12 protein-coding genes and 1 riboswitch are annotated in these 24,117 nt (G+C 44.8%); all 12 genes read right to left on the bottom strand.

Going from position 1 to position 24,117, the window contains the following annotated elements:
• Positions 1-7: 7 nt before the first annotated feature.
• Entirely contained in the window at positions 8-2,461 is a 2,454-nt protein-coding gene (locus tag ACGHCT_RS08460) for a transglutaminase family protein (protein WP_146048323.1), read from the bottom strand.
• Between the two features lie 14 nt (positions 2,462-2,475).
• Positions 2,476-3,642, bottom strand: coding sequence for a DUF58 domain-containing protein (locus tag ACGHCT_RS08455; protein WP_072854604.1), 1,167 nt, complete (start codon positions 3,640-3,642; stop codon positions 2,476-2,478).
• Between the two features lie 7 nt (positions 3,643-3,649).
• A complete protein-coding gene (locus ACGHCT_RS08450; RefSeq protein WP_072854603.1) occupies positions 3,650-4,585 on the bottom strand; it encodes a MoxR family ATPase in 936 nt (311 codons plus the stop codon).
• 15 nt (positions 4,586-4,600) lie between these two features.
• Positions 4,601-5,311: an ECF transporter S component gene (locus tag ACGHCT_RS08445; RefSeq protein ID WP_072854602.1), complete on the bottom strand. Its 711-nt coding sequence runs from the start codon at positions 5,309-5,311 to the stop codon at positions 4,601-4,603.
• Positions 5,308-7,005 (bottom strand): ABC transporter ATP-binding protein, encoded by a 1,698-nt coding sequence (locus ACGHCT_RS08440; protein ID WP_072854601.1) that lies wholly within the window; start codon positions 7,003-7,005, stop codon positions 5,308-5,310. The genes ACGHCT_RS08445 and ACGHCT_RS08440 overlap by 4 nt, the downstream gene beginning before the upstream one ends.
• A complete protein-coding gene (locus ACGHCT_RS08435) occupies positions 6,978-7,859 on the bottom strand; it encodes an energy-coupling factor transporter transmembrane component T (protein ID WP_072854600.1) in 882 nt (293 codons plus the stop codon). Before ACGHCT_RS08435 ends, ACGHCT_RS08440 begins: the two co-directional genes overlap by 28 nt.
• Positions 7,860-7,873: 14 nt before the next feature.
• Positions 7,874-8,416 (bottom strand): DUF4430 domain-containing protein, encoded by a 543-nt coding sequence (locus ACGHCT_RS08430; RefSeq protein ID WP_072854599.1) that lies wholly within the window; start codon positions 8,414-8,416, stop codon positions 7,874-7,876.
• A 3-nt stretch (positions 8,417-8,419) separates the two neighbouring features.
• Entirely contained in the window at positions 8,420-10,387 is a 1,968-nt protein-coding gene (locus ACGHCT_RS08425) for a terpene cyclase/mutase family protein (protein ID WP_072854598.1), read from the bottom strand.
• Between the two features lie 13 nt (positions 10,388-10,400).
• Positions 10,401-12,530, bottom strand: coding sequence for a hypothetical protein (locus ACGHCT_RS08420; protein ID WP_390439459.1), 2,130 nt, complete (start codon positions 12,528-12,530; stop codon positions 10,401-10,403).
• Between the two features lie 56 nt (positions 12,531-12,586).
• Positions 12,587-17,569, bottom strand: coding sequence for an InlB B-repeat-containing protein (locus ACGHCT_RS08415; protein ID WP_390439456.1), 4,983 nt, complete (start codon positions 17,567-17,569; stop codon positions 12,587-12,589).
• A gap of 19 nt (positions 17,570-17,588) precedes the next feature.
• Positions 17,589-18,467 carry a leucine-rich repeat domain-containing protein gene (locus ACGHCT_RS08410; RefSeq protein ID WP_072854595.1) on the bottom strand — a complete coding sequence of 293 codons (879 nt, stop codon included), beginning with the start codon at positions 18,465-18,467 and terminating at the stop codon, positions 17,589-17,591.
• A gap of 95 nt (positions 18,468-18,562) precedes the next feature.
• Positions 18,563-18,754, bottom strand: a riboswitch (cobalamin riboswitch).
• 442 nt (positions 18,755-19,196) lie between these two features.
• Positions 19,197-24,092: an Ig-like domain-containing protein gene (locus ACGHCT_RS08405; RefSeq protein ID WP_390439452.1), complete on the bottom strand. Its 4,896-nt coding sequence runs from the start codon at positions 24,090-24,092 to the stop codon at positions 19,197-19,199.
• Positions 24,093-24,117 lie beyond the last annotated feature (25 nt).

Here is a 24,117-nt window from a genome sequence, read left to right as displayed (position 1 = left end):
TGCGGCGTTAATAAAGGGATTTTATCCAGTACATCTGGAATCTTTTCCATATATTTTTGTCTTTTTTTATTGTTGTCAGAGTCTGATCGAGGTATTGTTCTACGGTCTGTCTCTCCTCCAAAGCAATCTCCTTTTCACTGTAGGCAGCCTTCTGGCTGATTCTTATTACTTCCGGAAAACCGGCGGCATACTCTTTGGAATAGACAGTTTCCAGTTCCGGCAGATACCGGTAATGAGAGCCTCCCCTTTTAGGGATATCCGTATGCTGCAGCAGATATAAGATATAACTATACATGCTGCAGACAGCTGCCCTGTTATCGGTGCTTAGGAATTTTGCCTTTCGCTTTGCCAGCAGCCATCTCCGGTACATCAAACAGGCAAGCATTAATATAAGAAGAGCTATCACAACTCCAATCAGTATACTGAGAGCTATCGCCCATGGAGATTGCTGCTGAGCTTCCTTCTGCCTTTCATCCTCAGGGGGGTCCTCTTTCTCATCGGCATCCTTGGTGTCACCGGTGTTTCCTTCCCCTTCCATTCCTTTGTCACCCTCCTGGGAGCCAGAAAAAAGTGCAAAATTAGGTCGTTCCATTTTCGTGAGATAGTCCGGAGTAACCTCCATGGGTATCCATCCTATCCCATCCTGATAAATTTCCACCCACGCATGGGCTTCTTTTCCCGTAATTGTAATCGGTACAGATTCTTCTGCCTCCTCCACCAGGTCCGGTGTGAGAAGGTAGCCTTCCACATATCTGGCCGGTATTCCCAGATAACGGTACATCATAGCTGCTGCCGTAGCATAGTGAACCGAGTATCCCTTTTGGGTATCCCTTAGAAAATAGCTCAAAAAGTCTCTTCCCGCAGGAGGCGCTGATACGGTTTCATCATAGGTAATCTTCTCATTTAGATATCCCATAATCAGTTCATTTGCCTCCTCATAGGGAGTATGACTGATGCCGTCTTCGCTGTCTCCGGTATATTCTTCTACTCCAAGGCAGGCTTTTAAAACATCCTTTTCTTTATCCGGCACCTTCGTATAGGTATCATACACGAACTGATTGTAATAACTTTCATCTTTTTTATAGGTAGTGATCTGCTGTCCCATCTCATCTGTCAGCTTATAAATATCCTGCACCAGCTGAGGATAAATACGCACCAGATTTACCGATGTCTGATATTCATAGTACCGGTTTCCTCCGGCGTTTTCCCCTCTTATGTTTACATCGCCCCAGACTTGTGCATCCTCAAGGTGTGACGGTTTTGTCTGCAATTCATAGGGAACATAAAGATACTTGCTGCTGGCGTTTTTATTCAGCACTTTCATACTGATGGACTCCACTTCCCCGGTTTCCAGGCCATACACCTGACTCAGCTGGTTCATCGCCTGAAATCCGTCTTTATTCAGCCAGTAAAATAAATCCCTTTCTTTATAATACGTATCCGGATCCAGGTCCTCCCATTTTTCCTCTGTGTATTCACTTCCCACATACCCTCTCAGATACAGGGACATAGGTTTGCTCTGCACAACCTCCAAAGCCGGGGTGTCTTTCAGTTCCAGCGGCTGAAGCTTTCTGAAGTTACCTTTGGGCAGGTTATTTGTTTTCGTTTTTTCATACCTGATATCATCTATCTTTCCTGTTATCCACTCTGCTGCATGACGCACTCTGTCACTTCTGGTATATTCCCCAGAAGAAGCTGCCGCTCCCAGAATACCGAAAAAAATCAGTGTGATTCCCAGTAAAATTGGTATCATCTGAAGTACAATCCCGTATCTGTGGCCTCCCCTTGTCGCTTCTGCCCTGCGCCCGTTTACATGGATTCTGGCAAATACCAGTGCCACAGACAATAAAAGCAGAACCGTTGCCGGCGCCTGAGGAGATATCCCCACCACAAGGTTTAAGACCAGAAGGGGTGCGCAGACCAGCAGCATAAGCAGCCAGCTTCTTACTCTGACTGCTGCATAACTGATATATGCGGCAACGATGGAAATCAGACCCCAGAACAGGATATAGCATAATAGATATTGGGATTTTTCCGCAGATATCTCATAAAGCTTCATCTCCAGATGGGTATGAGTTCCAAATGCTTCTGCAGCCTGATTCATAGTTAAAAACAGCCCGTTGATCAGTATCCTTTGTCTCAAAATCAGCAGGAGAAGCCCAACCGCCAACATAATCCCAGAGACAAACAGGGCATACTTTCTCTTATTTCCAAAGGAAAAAAGCAGCAGCAAAAGTACCAGGCCGGCCAGTGCGGATACCATTGCACCGGCCGGAATCTGAAACATAGAAAAAAGACTGATAATTATTCCTGCAAACAGGAAAACACAGACGCTTATGTCCCCGGCATATTCTGTCCAAAGATCCTTTTTTTTCAATTTATCCGGGAGAAATACTACGTTTATCTTTGTTTTTCTCTTTTTCGCGTTTTCTTTTCGGTTTTTCATGATAATTCCTTTCAAGTCCTGTCTTTTCCTTATATAAACAGCTGACACAGGCTTTCCTCTGCATGCTCAGGAGTAAAAAGAATTCTTTGTTTCTCCGGCATGGAAACCGCATCTTCTGTCTTTGCCACTGCCCGCAGTTCTGTTGCGATACAGAAACTTCCCACTTCCTCTATCTCCGCAGTATCTCTGAATGTAACATAGACTACATGGGAAAAAGGATATTCCTGGCATACCTGAGTATAATAGTGAAGACCGGAATACCCATTGTCCTTTACTCCCACTCCGAGAAGTCCTCCCAAAAGACCGGCAAGATCATCCACACTATTTACTTCTTCGCAGAAAAATCCTCCTCTTATATGGTCATACCACCCCAGGGTGTGCATATGTCCTTCTTCTATGAGGGACTGTGAGACGGATACAAAAGCTTCTATCATACCATCCACTACGGAAGGTCTGGGGCGTTTCCCCTCCTCCATACAGTTCTCCATAAATATGAGAATGGAATTCTCTACAGGCATACTTAATTCTTTTACATACAGTTCATCCAATTTACTTGAAAGCTTCCAGTGTATATTTTTCAGGCTGTCCCCGGGAACATATTCCCTTACATCGAATATCTCGCTGGGATCATAGCCCCGTTTTGTGTCAGAATATGTAACACTCTCCATATCCTCGATCTGACTGTCCATGACCCTGACATCCGACTGAAACATATCCGGAAGAACGGCCACCTGCTCTTGGGCCTCTGTAGAAACAGGAGCGGAAAAGATCCCAAACCAGTCAAAAACCCTGGCATCTTTTATGCGGATCCTGATGCATCCACAGTATGCACTGTCTGCCTCCCAGTCTATCTCTTCTGTTTTCCCCCCCATAATAGAGAAATAAAGTTCTGATTCCTGTTCTTCCCTGGTCATGCAGTTATAAAAAGTAAGAACGCATCGAACTCTGGCGGCAGGAAACAGAGAAGTATTTTTGACAGCCAATACTCCTTTTGCCGGTTTTCCTTTTGCTGCGGTATGCTGGACTTTTAGTTCAAAGGACAGCTTTTTTTTCGTCAGGACTGTCAGTATTTTACAGACAGCAAACACCGCCAGGGACGTAAGCAGCAGGCAGAGAGCAAGGAAAGAGTCTGAGAAAAGGAAAAAATAGATACAGCCCAGGAGCCAGAGGATACTGTAAATCTTAGCTTTTATCATAATCTGTCTATTCTCCTATCTTCGGTGTCTCGATCTCCTCTGTAATCTGCTTCATTATGCTTTCTGCAGTCGTATTTGTAATCTTAGCCTTGGGAAATAACACCACCCTGTGTGCGCATACGTCCGGAAATACACGGATAATATCTTCGGGAATCATATAGTCACGGCCTTCAATATAGGCAGACGCCTTTGCCATACGGTTTACAGCCAGAGCGCCCCGGGGGCTCACCCCTATCTGTACCAGTTCATGTTCCCTTGTCGCCTCGGCGAGACAAGTGATGTACTCCAGCAACGCATCGTCAACATGTACCTGCTGCACCTCTGCCTGCATTTCCATAATCTCCTCTTTGGTTACCACCTGCTGTGCTGCGTCCAGAGGCTGTTCTGTCTGGCGATCCCGTAGAATATTTACCTGGCTTTTAAAATCAGGATACCCCATCTGCATTCTCACCATAAAACGGTCCAGCTGGGACTGGGGCAGCAGCTGGGTGCCGGCCGAACCTATAGGGTTCTGTGTGGATAAAACAATAAATGGCTGTGGTACCTGATAGGTATTGCCGTCCACTGTCACATTTCCCTCTTCCATTACCTCCAGGAGCGCGGCCTGGGTTTTGCTGGAAGTCCGGTTGATTTCGTCTGCTAACAGCAGGTTGCACATAACGGCTCCCGGTTTGTAGGCCAGCTGCCCGGTTGCTTTGTCATATACGCTGAATCCTACAACATCCGAGGGAATCACATCAGGAGTAAACTGAATTCTCTTATAATCCAGTCCCAGAGCCCGGGAGAATGCCAGGGCCAAAGTTGTCTTCCCCACCCCAGGAATGTCTTCCAGAAGAATATGCCCTTTTGCAAGTACTGTCATCAGGACTTTCTGAATAATGTCATCCTTACCTACAATAACTTTTTTCACTTCGTCAATAATTCTTGTAATCTTTTCTTCCATGTCTGTCTCCTTATGTTATATACCGTATTTAATTTTTATTCTCTCTATGCGGGTGCCGATAGGCTTTGCTGCAATGAGCAGAAAGACTATATTAGAAACTATGTATATCACTGTTGTGGGAATCCCCGTTCCCAGCAGTACCAGATATCTGAGAAGGTTAAACGTGCCGTCCATGTTTAATGTGGACCAAACATCCATAAGCATAGAATACAGCACACCGGCTGCTGCTCCGTAGACAACAATGGGCAGGCGGCTTGCCAATGTTTTCCCCTGCACAGAAGATTTAAGAATCTTCTGCAGGACGGGCAGCCCTGCAATAAAGCCCAAAATTCCCCAGGAAAACATCTGGAAGGGAGTCCATGGGCCCTGTCCGAAAAACATATTTGAGATCACAGCTGTAAGTGCTCCTGTAAAAAACCCGGCTTCTGATCCCAGGTAGATTCCCGTAACGACCACGATCGCTGTGACAGGCTTAAAACTGGGAACGGGAGAGAATAAAACTCTTCCTACCGAAGCGATTGCCACCATCACCGCGATTACAACCATACGGCGGGTATCTGCTTTTCCTTTTTCAAAAAATAAAAGATTAGGAACGCAGGCCAGCAGGGCAACTGCAATGGATATTATGTTATATTTGCGTCCCTTAAAAAGAACAACGCCTATGGCCAGTGTAATTGGAATCAGAATAATTACGATGGCAAAGCTTCCTATTTTTTTCCAATTCATATTGATTTCCTCCCGTATTTCCTGCACAGTGCCACCACATCCTCACAGGTAATGGCGTAGGGATACATATGCCTGGCCATCCGGTTTGCCGCTGTGGTATAAAAATTGTTATTGGAAAAGAAGCTGACCGGCGTATCCTCGGAAATCACCTCTCTGTCAAAGAACAGAGAGCACCGGTCAGAGATCTGGGCTGCAAATTCCACATCATGGGTTACCAAAAGTATGGTGATCCCTTCTTTTCTCAGATTATCCAGGATACCTCTTAGTACTGCCTTGGAATATGCGTCTATTCCCTTTGTGGGCTCATCTAAAAGCAGACATCTGGGTTTCAGCAGCAGCATCTTCCCAAGGGCTGCCTTCTGCTGTTCCCCGCCGCTGAGGTCATAGGGGTGCTTAGGAAGCAGCTCTTGTATATTTAACTGCCCTGCGATCCGGGCGATATCTTCCTCTAATTCCTCTTTGCCATATCCCATTACTTTACCAATCTCTTTATAGTCCTCTGCCACAGATGTTTTTAGGAATACTGTCTGAGGGTTCTGAGGAAGCAGTGCCAGATTATGCCTGTATAACTCTCCGCTCTTGTATTCCTTTATTTTTTTACCAAAGATCTTGATTCCTCCCCGGTAAGCTTTATTCTGTCCGGATATTACGCTTAGCAGTGTTGTTTTACCTGAACCGTTTCCTCCCAGGATACTGAATATCTCACCTTTTCTCACTCTCAGATCCACTCCTGCCAGAATATCAGGCAAGGCCCTCTCGTATCGAAACCAGATATTCTTCAGGTGCACTGCCAGCTCCTCTTCTTTTTCCCGGTGTCTCACAGGTTTCTCACGCTCCGGGCTCTGGATGCGCCCCTCCTTCTGATAATTCCTTGTGAGAAAATCTCTTCCCTCACGGATGGTCAGAGGACAGTCATCCCGGGCGTCCAGCTGCTGATAGATCCGCATAGGACTGGGCAGACCAAGAAGCATAGGATGGTTCTGATACTTCTCCTTTAATTCACTACCGATTATCCTGGGTGTATCGTACAGCAGCAGACGGCCCCTATCCATAACAGCCACTTTATCTGCAATTGGAAAAACTTCTTCCAGCCTGTGCTCCACAAGCAGGATGGTAAGCCCAAGTTCCCGGTTCAGCTTATGCAGCGTATTGATAAAATCTGCCGCCGCAATGGGATCCAGCTGGGAGGTGGGTTCGTCAAGGATCAGAATCCTTGGCTGCATCACCATAATGGAGGCAAGATTCAAAAGCTGTTTTTGCCCGCCTGAAAGCTGGCTGGTTTCTTTCTGAAACCACTCATGGATTCCAAAAAAGCTGGCCATCTCTCCTACCCTTCTTCTAATCTCAGGAGTGGGAACCCCCATGTTTTCCAGCCCAAAAGCTAATTCGTGCCACACTTTATCCGTTACTACCTGATTCTCAGGATTCTGCATAACATACCCTATCTCGCAGGCAGCGGTTCTGTCATCCAGCTCACCAAGCCGGGTTCCCATGTAATAGATCTCCCCTTCCAAGGTTCCATTGGGAGACAGCTCTCTTTTCAGCAATTTTAACAGGGTGGTCTTTCCGCACCCGGACTCACCGCATATTACTACAAACTCCCCCGGAAGGATCTTGAAAGACACAGAGTCCACTGCCCTCTTCTCCTGTCCGGGGTATGTAAAACTCAAATCTTCGCTCTTAATAATTTCCACTGTATACGCCCCTTTATCTCTAGTATTGATGGAAACAGCATCATCACAAGTATTATGCTGTACTGCAGATATGCCCCGGCCCCTGTTGGAATGGGAGATACGCTTGGATAATAGTAGAATTCAAATACGTTCTGCTGATATCCCACGCCTGACATACACAAAAATGCACCCAGGGCTGCCAGAAGAATCCCATCATCCATTCGAAAACAAAAAATAGAAAAATTAGTCCTTCCTTTCAGCCCATACCCTCTGGCTTTCATAGAGTCTGCCGTCTCTATGGAATTCTCCAGACACCAGGTAAGCAGGGCACTTAAGGTACGGATACTGCCGATCACACGATCTGTCAGACTGTCGCTGGTATAAAGACCCATGGTTTTCTGCACCTGACTGATTTTCTTCATCTGGGATTTAAACACAGGAATAAATCTAAGGGCCATGGACAAAACCAGAGACAGCTTAGGAATGGCCTTTCCGAATAAATAGACAAATTTATCAGAGGTCATCACCTGATTGTAGCATTTGCACCAGAACATAATTCCTATCAGCATTACAGAGACCCCGGCACCATACAGGATAGCCTCCAGGGTCACAGGATTGTCATTCATAAAAAAGAGTGGCGTCTCCCCTCTGTGATTGAAGATAGGGTTTGTCAGGGCAAGGAGGAAAAACAAAAAGAGATAAAAGATAAGATTTTTCCCCAGCGCTTTCAAGGGATTCGTTGCCGCAAAAAACAGAATACCGCCCAGCAGTGAACATACAAGCAATACCGGATGTACTGTAAACATCGTCAGCAGAAGTACGATCACATAATATACCAGCAAAACCGACGGGTGATAAGATGAAAAATGATCCATATGCCCACTCCTTTCTATTGCTCAAATTCTCCGCCTACATCCCTGCCCAAATCGCAGGTATAGACAAATTCAATCACATCTTTGTCTTCCGGCTTATATCTGCTGCAGCCATAATCAGGGAATTCTCCATTCACCTTATACATCCAGCCCGACAGGGGTCCGCAGGAATATTCATAGAGATGGTGAATTCCCTTAATATATACGCTGTTGTAAACATTGTCATCTGCTCCCTGAAACTCCATCTGAATCTTGCTGTGCCGCACCGCCCGATTCAGGATATCAAACACGGTATCCTTCGGGCGGAGCACATATTCTGTAGGCGGCAAGATCACACCGTCCTCCGGAATATATTTGTCACTCTGAAGCTGAGGTGACAATTGTTCCCAATGCTCCAGGACAGTATCACACCGAATACTGAGTGTCACCGTCTCGGAATCCTCTTTGATGTCGTCGATGTGTGTCTGGTAATAGTCCTCTACAGACTGGAACTTCGTGCCGGATAGAAGGACTGCCACAATTAATATCACAAAGCCCAATACAAGCAAGTCTTTCTTCAATGCTTAATCCTCCCAATCCTCCTCATCGTCCTCTGCCGGCATCATTTTTTCAGCCAGCTTCTGACGCTTCCGTTTTTTCATATGTAATACAACAAATATAATTAAAATAACTGCCAGAATTCCCAGTACAGCCCCAAGCCATACTGCTGTTGTCCTATTCCTGATCATGGTTTCCGCTCTTTGAATATCCTCATACTGCTGTATCTGCTTCTGATCGTATTCACTCAGCTTTTTGCAGCGGGCCACAATACTCTTTACCGTCTCTTTATCTTTTAAAGAGATTCTGTCCACCGGATAAAGTTTATCGATTACCTCCTGGTTAATTGCATCAATTTCTTCCTGTATGGCTTCTATCTCTGCCTTTTTCTTTTCCAGAATCTCTTTTTCTTCTCCGTAGGCATCTTTATTTTCTGACTTATTCCATTTATCCAGAAGAGACACCACAAGAGTATAGGACTCTGTGGTTATGGAATCAGGCAGTTCCGCCACTTTTTTTGCGTCTTCGGAAGAAAATGGCACATTGACAGAAAACTCCATAGCCTCTCCAAACAGTGTCCCCACAGTTCCGCTGCCGCTGGTATTCAGATTCATGGCGGCACTCAAAGATTCTGAGGTATTTTGTATCCCCTGTGCCTCCATAGCATCTGCCAGCTTATGGTAGGAATAGACATAGCATCTCTCTTCTGGGGGAATCTGCAGATATTTATCAAAAATCCCCTGGATCTTTTCTCTGTCCCCGGCTCCCGGTTCCACAGGAAGTTCTGCTATCTCTTTCTGTACCTGGGCGATCTGACTCTTCACTTCGCTGCTCTGCTCCGGCCGGAAGTCGTAGAGTGACCGCATTCCCCCGTAGTATCTGCAGAGGGCAGTCAGGGCATAGAGGGCCTGCTGACTTGCCATATCGTTAGACTTCGTAGGATCCGCCGTCGGATTATTGGGATCTGCCTCTTTTGAGTGAATAAATCCTCCGTCCTCCAAACGATATTTCATCAGTCCGTCTACAAGGGTATTGCCGTTTTTAATAAACCGTTCATCCTCCGCCGGGTTAATGCCCAGACTGCAGAGGGCCACGATTACCTGTGAGACACTTTCAGAGTTTGGGGAACCCCAGCTGCTGTAGTCCCCCTCATCTGACTGCTCTTGGGACAGCAGCGCCAGACTGTCGTCCACGGCCTGGCGGACGGTTCTGGTCTCTTCTTTTCCCGTAGCGCTTCGGGTATATGTGTAAGTCTGTTCACTGTTATAGTAGGGCGCAAGTGCCTGTACTGCCATTCCCGTAATATCCACATCGGGCTCTGCCGAGTCCGGCATCAGAGAAAACCCTCCATTTTCCTGCTGGAGGGCCAGCAATATTTCTATAAGTCCATCCCGTGTATCCGTGGCGTCTTCGGGAACTGTGTACCGGAGGCTGTCCATCTGAATCAGCCCCCAGATCCGGCCGTTAATCCCCTGATTGCCTAATGGACTGGTCTTCCCCCTGTAATAAGAGCCGTCCGCTATAAGATTCACAGGATTTCCTTCTGGGTCCTTACCTATGTTGGTAGGATCCCCTCCCAGGGCAAGAACCGCGAGGCTCATTCTATGCCATTCTGTTGCCTTGGAACGGTCCAGTTTTTCAGCCTTGGTATAACGCTTTGTTATCTGATCCCCCAAGACAGCAAGATATGCCCCATAATCATCCGGATATCCGCTTCGTCCGATCCCTACAGGGAACCAATCGGCTGCTGTTGTACCAGCTCCTTCCACAAATGATGTCTGGAAGAGATTCTCCTCTTCCGAATATCCCATGGCAGACTTTTTCCAGTTTACAATATCTTTCATAACGCCCAGAAGTTCTTCTCCTGCATACTCCTTATGGGTTACCTGGGCCATGACCGGAGCGGGAGCTCCGGTCACCAGTATGGCAAAAGTCAATAAAGCTGCACAAAATCGCTTTCTGTAGTTTGTTACTTTTTTTTTCAATAATGTCATTTATTTTCTCCCTTTACCAACCTGGAGTCCAGTTGCCTCCTTCTACATCCTCACGTCCAGGCCACTGCCCCATGGAACCAGCACCACCTATATCTTTTCCATACCAAAGTGTATAACGTACTTTCATAACAGCACCATCAAACATATAGGTATCACTAAACCCAACATTAGGATACGAATCGTTAATACTGTACATCCATCCAGATCCCTGTCCAAAATCAAATTCACCTAACTGGTCTATCGTTCCATCGACAATCTCCGGCGGCCATACATTATATTGCTTCTCCAATTCTATCCCTACCAGTTCTACCAGATCTGCAGGGGCATTATCCCGACAAAGTCCTGTAAGCGCTGGTCCAAATACTCTTTCCAGATAAAATCCCCCAGAAGCCTGCTGAAGGCCAGTATAGGTAAATGTATATCCGCATTCATCAAAGGCTCTAATCAAAACATCCATAGCTGTATCTTTTCGTTTAATAGGTATCTCCATATCTATAAATGTTCCCACACCTACCGTGTTTGCATCCATCAGTACATGAACAGTTCCCACTTCCTCTTCAGAACCATCCCCTGTATAACTAATGCTTAAATCTTTAAAGCTCATCCTTCCTTGAGAATCTACAGCAGTAATCCGTATTATATTTTCTTCTTTCAAATCAACACGATATGTCACAAGATCATCATTAGGGTAAACTAGTACCACACCATCGGTTCTTCCATTATTCATAACACTGACATTTCTGGAACAATAGTTACCGTCGATATCTATCGCTGTTACCCCAAATGTTATTGGCGAACTATCTGATGTTGTTTTATTTTCATCGAAATTCTTTATATATATATCCGGGCCATCCTCATCCCCATCGCGGTTAGGATCCTCCTTCCTGTGATATGTAATTATTACTTCGCGGCTATTATTTTCCGGCCATATTTCTTCAACTGTGGTTACTTCATTGGATTCATCATACGCCTTGATCGTAAAACAATTTGCTCCTTTTTCAAGGGTAACATCATATCCCCCATCCCCATTTTTTTCCAAAATCTTTGTTCCGCTGTCCTCCGTAGTCTGAGTAATCTCTAAACTCACCTCACGATCTTTTACGAAAGCTTTGGCATTTATCCTCATCTTTCTGTATTCTACTGTTGCATCTGTAAAATCTGATTCAATCCTAATTCCAAGTGGCTTATTATATTGTACTTTGTAGGTAACCGCATTCTCAGCCGGTTCACCATTAAGTTCTCCGCCTATATATATTTCATTCATTCCTTCATTTAATTTAATTGTATAAGTATACTTTCCTCCATCCTTATCAGGGTTTACTTTTTTGTCATTCTGTAAAACATCCGCATCATATGTATCCGTGCCCTTCATAAGATAAGCATTAAATGAAAGTACTTCCTCATCCACTGTAAATTCTAATTTCCCCCCTGATTGTTCTCCTATGTTCTCTACAACAATTAAACCAGATGTAACATCTAAGATATAATCCCTATCCCCTATCTGCCTCTTCCCTTCAGAATCACGATAGGTAATAGTGATTTTAATTAGATTCTGAGCATCCTGTACTAACGGCAGATGGTATCTATCGTTGTTTTTATCATACTTATATGTGTCTGAGACATCTGTTCCATTAATTGAAATATTCATCTGCAGCATTGTGTAATCGGGGTAATTATGAATAATTCTGAAATCTATTTCTGGCACCGTTAAAGTACTTTTATTCGGGATGTCTGTATCGAACAACGGACTTTTCTCTGTGTTTCCTGGGTTTCCTGGGTTTCCTGGGTTTCCTGGGTTTCCTGGGTTTCCTGGATCCCCTGGGCCTCCTGTACCTCCTGGATTCTCAGACTGTTCCCCGGAACCAGTCTCATCTCCTAAAAGAGCATCTTCATTATTCTCCTGATCGTCTCCCTGATTCTGCTCCTCAGGCATTTGTGGAATCATCTCACTGGTAGAGTTTAAAGGCACGGCCGAATGCTGTGCCTCATTATCCCCCATGGGGTTATCCGGCTGTGATTCTGGCTGCATTCCAAGAGCAACCACCGAGGGAACTATAAGACAAACAAGGGTTAATACAGCAACCCCTCTAGACAGCCACTTTTTAATGTTATAATTATTCAGTAACTTCCGCAATCTTTTCATAACTTACCTCTAAAGGAGTTTGGCTGATCAGAAATTGATCAGCCACCCGCCTTTTCCTATCGTGATTTTACCCATACACCAGATCCATTAACATAGGAGTTACCGATCCATGTATTACTTGCCATTGCTCCGCTTCCATTCATGTAATACCAACTTCCGCCTATTTTTTGCCAACCGGTCAGCATCTTTCCGCTTCCGTTCATATAATACCAGCTTCCGCTGATTTTTTGCCATCCTGTCAGCATCTTTCCGCTTCCGTTCATGTAATACCAGCTTCCGCCTATCTTTTGCCAGCCAGTCAGCATTGCTCCGCTTCCATTCATGTAGTACCAGCTTCCGCCTATCTTTTGCCAGCCAGTCAGCATTGCTCCGCTTCCATTCATGTAGTACCAGCTTCCGCCTATCTTTTGCCAGCCAATCAGCATTGCTCCGCTTCCGTTCATGTAGTACCAGCTTCCGCCTATCTTTTGCCAGCCAGTCAGCATTGCTCCGCTTCCGTTCATGTAGTACCAGCTTCCGCCTATCTTTTGCCAGCCAGTCAGCATTGCTCCGCTTCCATTCATGTAGTACCAGGTATTGCCTAATTTTACCCATCCGGTAGCCATAACTCCACTATTATTCAAATAATACCAACTTGCTCCAACCTTCTGCCAGCCAGTTTTTCTAGCACCATCGCTGCCCAGATAATACCACTTTCCACCCACTGACAACCATCCAGTCTTCATATACCCGTTAGCATCAAAGTAGTAGTATTTACCGGATACAAGACTCCATCCGTTACGTGGATAGCCTCCACTGTTGTACTGAAACCACCATCCCTTGCTGTCTTTTATCCATTTGCCGCTATATACTACAGTAACTTTACAGGAAGCTGTCCTTCCTTCTGCCTCGGTCGTTGCTATTACATTAGTAGTTCCCTGAGATACCGCTGTCAATTTCCCTTTTGCATCTACCCGCACAATAGATGGATCTAATGACTGCCATTTTACATTTTTATTTTCTGCGGTATCAGGAGATACCGTTGCCGTTAAAGTAAAACTTGCTCCCTTATCCAAAGTTACCTGAGTCTGATTCAATGTTACTTTTGCAGGAAGTAATTCTGTTTTTAATCTTTCGAGTTCTTTCTCCATCCCTTGGAAATTCACCCACGCATTTTCTGCCTCCAGCCAAGTAACCTGCTGCTGGGAAAGTTTATTAATCTCACCCCTTATATTCTCTATCTGAGAACGTTTGGCTAGTGTTACCTTTTGCGCATCTTCACCAATAGAACTCCATAAAATATTAATTTGGGAAATTAGTGCGTCAACTGCTTTCTTTTCTGTAAGTATCTTATCCAACTCATTTTCAGCTGCAATCAGAATATTATAGTTTGTAATCTGATCCTTTTGCTCCTCAGTCAATGAATCATAAGCTTTTCTTGCAGATGTTATAAAAATTTCTTTATCCAGACTTACTGTACCTATATTATCTATTAATGCAATGGTATTAGTTACTGCGCCATATTCCTGTAAGATTTTCTCCAACTCTGTTTCTTTTTCTAAAAGGATCTCAAGATTCTCCTGTCCTACTTCATTCCTTTCGTCCTCACTCAGAAGATTATAGGCTGCACGTGCCCGGTAAATATCATCTTTGCTTTCTTGGGTCACTTTACCGATAGACTGAATCATAAGTACCACTTCTTCCACTCTTTTCATGGAAGCTTTTAAATCCGCAAGCTTATGTTCCGCCTCTTCTAATTGGTCATAATTGCTCACTAATTTTTTCTGTCTTGTATTTAAAGTATGGTACTGAACCCTAACGGCAGTAATTAGGTCTTCTTTTGTCAAATCTACTTCCCCAATACTCTCAATTGCATCAATAACCGGCTGTACAACAATCATATCTTCAGCATTTTCCAATTCATTAATAATCTGAAGGAACTTTGCTTCACTGTCCAGAAGAATCTGCAGAGTCTCTTCCTGTACAAATTCTTTTGCTTTGTCGCTTAAGCTGTCATAGTAATATCTTGCTTGTTCAATCGCTGCCTGACTGTCTGCTGTCACATCACCGATTGCCAGAATTAATGCCTCCGCATGATCAGCTTGTTCTTTAGACTCCTTTAACGTTTGGAGTTGAGTTTCACACATAACTAAAGAGTAATAATTTTCTACAAACGCTTTTGCAGCCGGCGTCATCCCTTCTGCCGAAATTGCATCCCGTGCCTCTGCGATTTTTCCCTCCTTTTCCAAACTTACTAATCCGATAGAAGAGATCATTCCCATAACTTCATTTGCTTTTGGCCAATCTTCATCTGCCTGTTCTGCCTCTGCCAGTATATTAACCTGAGCCGCCGCCCGGTCTAATATATCCACCTCTTCCTGTGATAATTCCGTTTTCAGGGAATCCCCCAGTAAAAGATATGCTGCCTTTGCTCTGCCTACTGCATCCCAGCTGTCAATGGTAATGTCTCCCAGTGAAGCAATTAGGTCCTTTACATTTTGTACTTCTGCCTGGTTCTCCTCTATTTTTCTCAACTCTTCTTCTGCATTAAGAAGGAGATCATAATTTGTGACACCCCTTTTCTGCAAATAAGTTAAACCATCATACGCTATCCTTGCCGCACTAACAGCGTCATAGCTTTCGGATGTTATATCTCCTAATGCTGTAATCGCATTAATGACATTTCTAACCGCCTCCTGCTCTGTCTCCAATGCCTCTAATTCAGCTTCCGCATCTGTTAGAATTTGATAAATATCCTCTGATATTAATTCCCTTTGTTCCGTGCTCAAAGCATTATATGCCGCCCTTGCTGTTTCAATCTGCACTTTGCTGTCCAAATCCACACCGCCGATAGCCTGAATCTTTGCAATAACCTCATCGGCTGCCTCCTGTATTCCTTTTAACTCCGCCAATGCTTTTTCTGCCTGTACAAGCTCAAGATAATTGAGAACCAAATCACGTGCTTCTTTAGGAAGTTCACTGTAAGCTTCTCGAGCCTCAATTACTGCTGATTCACTTTCCAAAGTAATGTCACTCCCAATTGCTCTTATCAGTTCAATTACTCTGTCGACGCCACGATTCATTTCCTCCTGACGCGCCAGTTCTGCCTCTGCATTCTCTAGTTTTTTGTATGCAATGGATCCGACTGCATCCTTTTGATTCTGTTCCATACCGTCATAAATGGCTCTTGCTTCTTTGATACTAGTTTTATCGGCCAACGTAATAGTAGTCCAGCTGTTTACTATTGTATAAAATCTTGTGATTGGGCCCCAATCAGTCAGCCACTTGGCATAAAAGTTCTTTTCCCCATAGCTTCCTTTTTCCACCGCTATGACGGGACTTCCCTTAAAGGTTTCATTATCATACCATCCTTCAAAGGTATATCCTGGTTTTGCTATTTCTTGTGCGGTAGGAAGCTCAAAACTGTCTGTACTTGGCCGATAAACATCCGGCAGTACAACCCCGTCAGCTAAGAGACCACCATTCAATTCCCAGGTAATCGGAAAATCCGGTTTGCCATACTGTGCATAAAGAGTGATATCCTGCTCGGGCATCGACAGCAGCTCTTTGGGAAGATACATAGTACCGGTTCCATCTGCCTTTGTATTCCATCCGATTAATTCCATCTCCCCATTCACTGGAGTTACTGGAAGTTCTGCTGTTTCATAAGGGGAATATGTACTGTCAAAACTGTCTGTGTAAGAATTTCCATCAAATTTTATAGTATAGGTAATAGAATCACTCCATATATAATTATTAGTATCGGAATCCCTCATATCATACAAAGACGTTTGTCCTGATAACCATCTGTCATAGGCTATCAACCCATACACTGCCTGATCCGTGGCCATGGCATTAACACCGCTTCCTGAACCTGAACCTCCGTCATATCCAAAAGTAACGTGCTTAAACCCGCCCACTTCCGGTGAGGATCCGCTCCCGGGAGCCCAGAATGACAGCAGGGCATCAATCATATTATCACTGAAGACACCATCTACCGTAGAACCTTCTTTCATAAAACTGCATGTTTTTCCAATTGTAGGCAGATTAACTTCTTCCGCTTTTGGATCAATATCAAGGGCTGTCAGTGCTACAATAACCTGAACAATGCTCTCGCAATTAACACTTCCCCAGCTATCATAACCGCCATTCTTTTCCTGCATTTCAGAAAGTATATAAACACCTCTCTCTACGGCCTCCTGGAGTTCTTCATAGCTTTTTGTAGCGCCAGTAGTTTCGAACAGTTCCGGCTCCAAATAATACGGAGCCAATGCTTGAAGGGCCATTCCTGTAATATCAATATCCGGATAATTGTTATAAAGAGCCCATCCGCCTTTCGTACCATTAGACTGTGTTATCTCTCTATTTAAAATATTGTCCAGCATTTTGCCGAAACTATTATAGTCAGAGGGATATCCGCCTGACGGTTTTTCGTAAAAATTGTACCGACCCGTTTCTGCGGTTCCCGTATTCATTGCAATTATTTCCCATATTGGTCCATTGATTCCTTGTTTTAGTGAATAAGCATAAGATCGGGAAAGATGATCGATGAAATCATAGGTTTCCTTCTGCTCGGAAACACTGCCAACGTTTGTAATATCATATCCCATCGCAGACATGGTCAAAATCAAACGACTATACTCCGTAGATTTTGCGCTGTGCAGCCTTCCATCTGATGCCTTCGATATGAGTTCATACACATATTTTTCCATCCGATCAATATAGTCATCATAATAGGCAGTATCAACATAATTCAGATAATCCATCCCAGTATATTTTGCCCGCAGCAAATCCATAACAGACCATTCACCAAACGTGCTTCCTACTGACGGACTTTTTACTGTCTCCAAAATATATCTCAGTCCAGCATTCATATAGAATCTGATTCCCGGCTCTTCGTCCTCCCAGAACCGAAGTTTCAGATCCTTATAATCCTCCCGTGGATCCCAGGCTGCCGCAGATATTGTCCTTGGGTTTATCACACAGGAGCTTACTATCATTACAACTGCAAGCACTATTGATATGATACGCTTATGTAGTCCTCTCTTTTTCTCCCTCATACTCTTCTCCTTTCATTTTTCATACAGCAGTGTCATTCTGCGAACCATCAACAAACTCCATTTTAAATCCATATTCTTTACAGTATTCCTCAACCACGGATCCTTTTCTGCACCTTATGGTTGCACTCCTGTTAATAATCCATTCACCAATGAACATGGGATCGTGAAGTATCTCAATAACTTTCAGGCGATTGCAGCCGTGGAAAACCCATTTTCCTATTTTTTTTACACTGGGCGGTATCGAAACTTCTGTGAGATTATTACATTTGAAAAATGCACCTTCTCCCAGCTCTCTCAGCTGATTAGGCAATTCCAGTTTCTGAAGCCCTGTAAAATAAAAAGCCTCTGACTCTATTATTTTAAGGCTTTGGGGAAACTGAAGTTCCTGAAGCTCTTTGCATCGGTAAAAGGCTCTTCTGCCGATTAACTGTATTTCATCCGGCAGCACTACCTGAGACAGACGTCCGCAGCAGTCAAACATTCCCTCTGATATTACTCTGCACTTTGATCCCCTGGCAAATTCAGCCCTATAGAGTTTTTTACATTCCTTATAAGCATTCTTATCAATCTTTGCCACCGAAGGTGGTATATGTACCCGCCGCAGCCGGTTGTTCCTGGAAAACGCCCTCTGTTTAATCCACAAAAGGGTCTCCGGATATTTCACTTCCTTTTGAAAGCTGCAGCCCTCAAAAGCACTTTTTCCAATTACAACACACCCCTTGGGAAGCGTAACTGAATTAATTCTCTCGTTTCCCATAAACGCTTCATTTCCAATAAAACGATAGGTATCCGGTATCACAATGTCCTTATCCATATTCCTTTTTGCCTGGTACTTCGTATAAGTACGTTCATCATATTGCAGGTCTCTCCATGCAGCCTCATCCAGTTTCTTTTTCATAATCCTCCACCTTTATCTATCTATTTTTTCATATGGGCAAACCTCATATACGCATTTTCCGCACAAAAATAAGAGCTTCGCCTTGCCTACGAACCCTAACCTCCACACAATGCGTCCAATATCCTGACTCAAGTTCCTCCTACTGACAGCGCCTTCCCAAATCATTATTTCAGTGGCCAATGCTGCGTTCGTCCCTTTTACAGTAGAGATAGACTGTTTCGGATTCTCACCGAATTCCTGATAAACGCCGATAATAACTTCGGCAGACCGCATCTGGTTATTCATTTATAAGTTGAATCCTGTAAATCAGGATTCTCTGTTTCCTAAAACACAAAAATCTCCTCAGCAAATAAACTGAGAAGATTATAGATAATACCTTACTTTTCGCTATACAACAATCACAAGCTGCGTTATTGCTTCTGGCTTAGATTTTGTTATCCATACAGAGTCCTCAGAACGCGTCAGAATCTCACTGACTTACTTTTAAAATGTCATATCCGCATATGACAAACCGCAACTTTTATTTACTTTTATTTTAGTTATTTCGTTAACAATTGTTAAGATTAGAATAATAAATTTATAACAAATTGTCAATAGATATGGCTTAAATCAATATCTTTTATTTTTTAGTTTTCATCCTTATGAAATTTTTATACAATTTTAATCCCAATTATAATCATTAAAATGGGGTGTTTTCTTCTCTTAGAAAACACCCCATGACTTAAATTTTTATCTTGTCTTTGTCCATACACCGGATCCATTTACATAGTATTTACCTACCCATGTATTAGATGCCATAGCTCCATTGCTGTACAGATAGTACCACTTGCCTCCCAGCTGTATCCACCCGGTTGCCATGGCTCCGCTGCTCTTCAGGTAATACCACGTTCCTCCGATCTTCTGCCACCCGGTCTGCATCGCTCCGCTGCTGCTGCTGTAGTACCAGGTGCTTCCCACCTTATACCAGCCTGTCTGCATCGCTCCGCTTACGTTCAGGTAATACCAGGTATTCCCCTGCTTCAGCCACCCGGTTGCCATGGCTCCGCTGCTCTTCAGGTAATACCACGTTCCTCCGATCTTCTGCCATCCGGTCTGCATTGCTCCGCTGCTGCTGCTGTAGTACCAGGTGCTTCCCACCTTATACCAGCCCGTCTGCATCGCTCCGCTTCCGTTCAGGTAATACCAGGTATTCCCCTGCTTCAGCCAGCCTGTTGCCATTATGCTGTTTGTATTCAGATAGTACCACGTATTCCCTATTTTCTGCCAGCCTGTGAGCGCTCCTCCGTCTGTCCTGTGATAGGACCATCTTCCTCCGATATATGCCCACCCGGTTTTCATGTAGCCGTCTGCATCAAAGGCATAATAATATGTGCCTATTTTAATGCGGCAGTCCGCGGGCCAGGTTCCGTCACTGTAACGGTACCACCAGCCTCTGCTGTTTTGTTTCCAGCCTCCGGTATACGTTACCGTAATGCTGCAGGAGGCAGTTTTCTTTCCATCCTCAGTTGTCACGGTAATGACTGCGGTTCCCTCTTCTCCCGCGGTTACCTTTCCCTTCTGATCTACGGAAGCCACCTTTGTATTAGAGGAACTCCAGTTTACCTTTTGATTCAATGCCGTATCCGGTGAGACAGATGCTTTTAGGGTGATTGTTCCCTTTCTGTCCAGAACAACACTCGTCCTGTCCAAAGCAACCCCGCGGACTGTCTCTTCCTCGGTCATCTGGACATCTGTCTTAACGGCATCCATGGCTTTCTTGGCTGCCTTTAGGGCTGCTTCCACGGCCGCCTTATCTTTCGCCGAGTCAATGGCTTTCTTTCCGTTCTCAATTGCCTCTGCCAGCTCCTTCTGCTGTGCCTCACGGTAATCTGAAGCATTCTTGTACTCGGACAGTGCCTTCTCTGCCTCTGCTTTTGCCCCCTCCAGTTCCTCTTGGGTCAGCTGGGCATCTGTCTTAATGACATCTATGGCTTTCTTGGCTGCCTTTAGGGCTGCTTCCACGGCATCCTTATCCTTTGCCGAGTCAATGGCTTTCTTTCCGTTCTCGATTGCCTCTGCCAGCTCTTTCTGCTGTGCCTCACGGTAATCTGCAGCATTCTTGTACTCGGACAGTGCCTTCTCTGCCTCTGCTTTTGCCCCCTCCAGTTCCTCTTTTGTCAGCTGGGCATCTGTCTTAATGACATCCATGGCTTTCTTGGCTGCCTTTAGGGCTGCTTCCACGGCATCCTTATCCTTTGCCGAGTCAATGGCTTTCTTTCCGTTCTCAATTGCCTCTGCCAGCTCCTTCTGCTGTGCCTCACGGTAATCTGAAGCATTCTTGTACTCGGACAGTGCCTTCTCTGCCTCTGCTTTTGCCGCCTCCAGTTCCTCTTGGGTCAGCTGGGCATCTGTCTTAATGGCATCCATGGCTGTTTTAGCCTCAGCCAGTGCTGTCTGAATGCCTTCCACTGTGTCTGCTGCCTGGATTGCTGCTTTTCCGCCAGCGATGGCTTCCGCAAGTTCTTTCTGCTGTGCCTCCCGGTAATCCTCCAGGTTCTTATAGCTGTCCAGTTCTAATCCGGCCTGCTCCTTTCCGGTAGCCACTGCCTGTTCCATAAACAGGGGAAGAGAGGCGAGTTCCGCATTCTGCGGATATCCCTGTCCCCACACATTACTGCTCTCCTGAGTTCCCGCCTTCGTATTCAGAAGCCGGGTAACTGTTCCGTTTTGGAATTCTTCTGCAGTTTTAGAACTGGTATTCGTTACCGTATCCACTCCTCCTGCACTTCCACCCACAGCTTCTATGCCCTGGTTTACCTCCTCGGTTTCCAGAAAATAATTGTTGTCAAGTGTTCCTAATGTCAGGTATCCGAGAATCCCGGCGGCGTAATCATTACCGCTTAATGCAAGACTGAAGGTATCTCCTGCATTATAAGAGTCTGTTATAGATCCGTCTGCTGTAAGATATCCTGCAATGCCTCCCACATACTTCCCTGTTGCCGCTACTTTTGCAAGATTATAACACCGGCTGATTGTATTATTGGTTTTTGAGTATCCTGCAATCCCACCAGTATAGCTATTCCCGTTTACAATTCCAGTATTGTAACAGCCCACAATTGTGGTTCCATTGTACAAAAATCCAGCAATCCCGCCGCCGCAGTTTCCAGAACAATTTATCCCCCCTGTATTATAGCTGTCTTCAATAGAAGATTTGGCCGCCTGGCCTACCAGTCCTCCTACAAACAGATCTCCGGATGCATCAGAGGGACCTGCAATCTCGCCCTTATTATAAGAGCGCTCCATAGACATAGACTGGCTGAAGCCTACGAGCCCTCCAATGAAAGAACTTCCCGTCCGCCCCGTGATTTTGCCTTCGTTATAGCACTCTATAATTTTAGCTCCTTCGTACCCAGTATAGGTCTCGGTGTTTCCGGCAATTCCTCCTATATATTTACCGCTCCCCAATATCTCCCCCTGATTATAGGAGTCAATAATTTGGGATTCAAAAGCGGCATTCGCAACAATACCTCCGGTTTCAGCAGCTCCTTCCACAATTCCGGTATTATAGCATCCTCTGATAACGGACTCTGATATACTGCCTACAATACCTGCTGCTCTTTTTTCTCCACCAATTATATGACCTGTATTATAACAATTAGTGATTTCTGACTCTGATGAAATACCGCCGGCTATGCCGCTAGGCATGCCAATAGTTTCATTTGCTGTTATAACTGCTTCATTATAACAATTGGTAAGTTTGACGCCAGTATAAGGCTGCATTTTTCCACCTATCATTCTGCCCCCAACAGTGCCAATAAAGCCGGCTCCATTTCCAATTGCGCAGCTTACCTTGCCTTTATTAACGCAATTCTCCATCACTGTTCCTGATGCAGTGCCGATGAATCCCCCAGTGTTGCCACTTCCCTGCTTCAGTGTAACAGCTGCACTGTTTGTGCAGTTGCGGAAGGTTGAACTCTCGTCATAGGATGCATAGGCTCCTGCATTGCTATAATAGCTTGTCACTGTCCCTGAAATATGGCAGTCTTCAAACAAGTTATTCACCGCATATTCTACCAAACCTCCGGTTCTAATCTTCCCTGCCACAGTCATATTAACAGTGAGGTTTTTAAATGTTGCACCTTTCGTATATTGAAACAAACCCGTATCATTCATCTCATTATTACCAAAGGTTATATTTTTGATCGCGAATCCATTTCCATCGATAGTTCCCTGATATGGCTTGTCCTCGTCTGTGGCAACCTGCTTCCAAGTGGCGCCCGACATGTCAATATTTTTTGTCAAACGGGCGCACGCCTTAGTAGATCCACTGTCGATTTTCTTTGCAAATGCAAGTAATTCACTTGCTGTTCCAATTTCCTCAAATACATTTTCTGCTTTAAAGGTAACCGGAATACTCGGTTCACTAGCCAAAGCCAATCCACTTCCTGATACACGGGTTACGATCTCATACTCTGTGCCCTCTGTCAGACCGGTAAACTCTCCTGAAGTCTGCCATTGGCCAAATTTTTCATCGTCCTTTGCCTTAATTGCATATTCCTGGCCTTTTATTGTTGTAACTGCTGCACTATCTGCCGCAGAATATTCCAGGACCGGCGCTGAAACCTGTTCCTTTTGAGTTAAAACAAGAATCTGAGGATCAGAATCTTCTGTTTTAATCTCATCCTTCAATTTTTTAACCTGAATGCCATGTTCCGCAGTCACTGTGTCCTGACTTAAATCAACAGTATCTCCTGAAATAGCGTTCCAGCTCTTTCCTCCATCCACGGAATATATCATGGCGGCATCCACATTAGTCAGCAGCATAGACGCCGCATCAAAAGAGGCATCTGGCACGGGCTGCTTGGGATCATCCGGGGACTGGTATACCGGAAGGTCTACTCTGGCAATTTTCCCGGTTAAGCCTGTAGTGCTGTCTTTGACTGCCATGTATACGCTGCTCTTCTCTTCCAGCAGTCCCTGTACTTTTACCGTATTCTCTCCTGCTTCCACAGCCAGTCCTTCTCCGGAAGTATCCAGAGTTGTGGGGGCTGCTTCTTCTGCAGACTGTACCAGATAGTAGAGACTTCCCCCTGTTGTTGTTGAAAATGTAATATCAGCACTGTCTTTATCCAGTCTCTCATACGGGGTATCTCCAAATGTAATCACCGGCAGAGCTGTATTACGCATCAGTGTCACATAGTACACTTCCTGGGTCTGGCCGTCAGCTGCCGTTACCGTAATACTGATCTCCGCTGTATCTGAGCCGGAAAAATATACTACATAAGCCCTGCGGCCCGAACCACCGGCGTCTTCCCCCTTGTATTCAATGTTTGATGCACCGCTGATCCCTTCTATTACAAAGGTAGCATCCGGATTTGTGGTTTCAGGCCATACATAAAAATAGCCTGTATTTGACACCAAAGCTGCTGTATATTCCCTGTCCGTTTCATTGAATTCCGGTACCAGAGGAACCACATTCATCGTTATTTTCCGTGCCCCCCAGTTACATACCAGATCATTCAGAGTAGCATCATCTGCATCCGTGCTTCCCGCCTGGACTGACCTGGGCGGAAGTAAACTAAAAAGCATCAGTACACAGAGCATCCACGCCAGAAATCTGGCTTTGCTAGTTCCTTTTTTTCTCATATTGCCCTCCTTGTTAAATTTTTTA

It is taken from the genome of Lactonifactor longoviformis, assembly GCF_042848515.1.
Taxonomy (GTDB): Bacteria; Bacillota; Clostridia; order Lachnospirales; family Lachnospiraceae; genus Lactonifactor; species Lactonifactor longoviformis.
The sequence above is the reverse complement of the archived record's forward strand: the minus strand, read 5'-3'. Positions and strand labels throughout refer to the sequence as shown.

What these genes read in the sequence shown, in the direction of transcription:
- ACGHCT_RS08455 (WP_072854604.1), bottom strand. Translation starts at nt 3,642, where the DNA reads ATGATAAAAGCTAAGATTTACAGTATCCTCTGGCTCCTGGGCTGTATC.
- ACGHCT_RS08450 (WP_072854603.1), bottom strand. Translation starts at nt 4,585, where the DNA reads ATGGAAGAAAAGATTACAAGAATTATTGACGAAGTGAAAAAAGTTATT.
- ACGHCT_RS08445 (WP_072854602.1), bottom strand. Translation starts at nt 5,311, where the DNA reads ATGAATTGGAAAAAAATAGGAAGCTTTGCCATCGTAATTATTCTGATT.
- ACGHCT_RS08435 (WP_072854600.1), bottom strand. Translation starts at nt 7,859, where the DNA reads ATGGATCATTTTTCATCTTATCACCCGTCGGTTTTGCTGGTATATTAT.
- ACGHCT_RS08425 (WP_072854598.1), bottom strand. Translation starts at nt 10,387, where the DNA reads ATGACATTATTGAAAAAAAAAGTAACAAACTACAGAAAGCGATTTTGT.
- ACGHCT_RS08420 (WP_390439459.1), bottom strand. Translation starts at nt 12,530, where the DNA reads ATGAAAAGATTGCGGAAGTTACTGAATAATTATAACATTAAAAAGTGG.
- ACGHCT_RS08415 (WP_390439456.1), bottom strand. Translation starts at nt 17,569, where the DNA reads ATGAGGGAGAAAAAGAGAGGACTACATAAGCGTATCATATCAATAGTG.
- ACGHCT_RS08410 (WP_072854595.1), bottom strand. Translation starts at nt 18,467, where the DNA reads ATGAAAAAGAAACTGGATGAGGCTGCATGGAGAGACCTGCAATATGAT.
- ACGHCT_RS08405 (WP_390439452.1), bottom strand. Translation starts at nt 24,092, where the DNA reads ATGAGAAAAAAAGGAACTAGCAAAGCCAGATTTCTGGCGTGGATGCTC.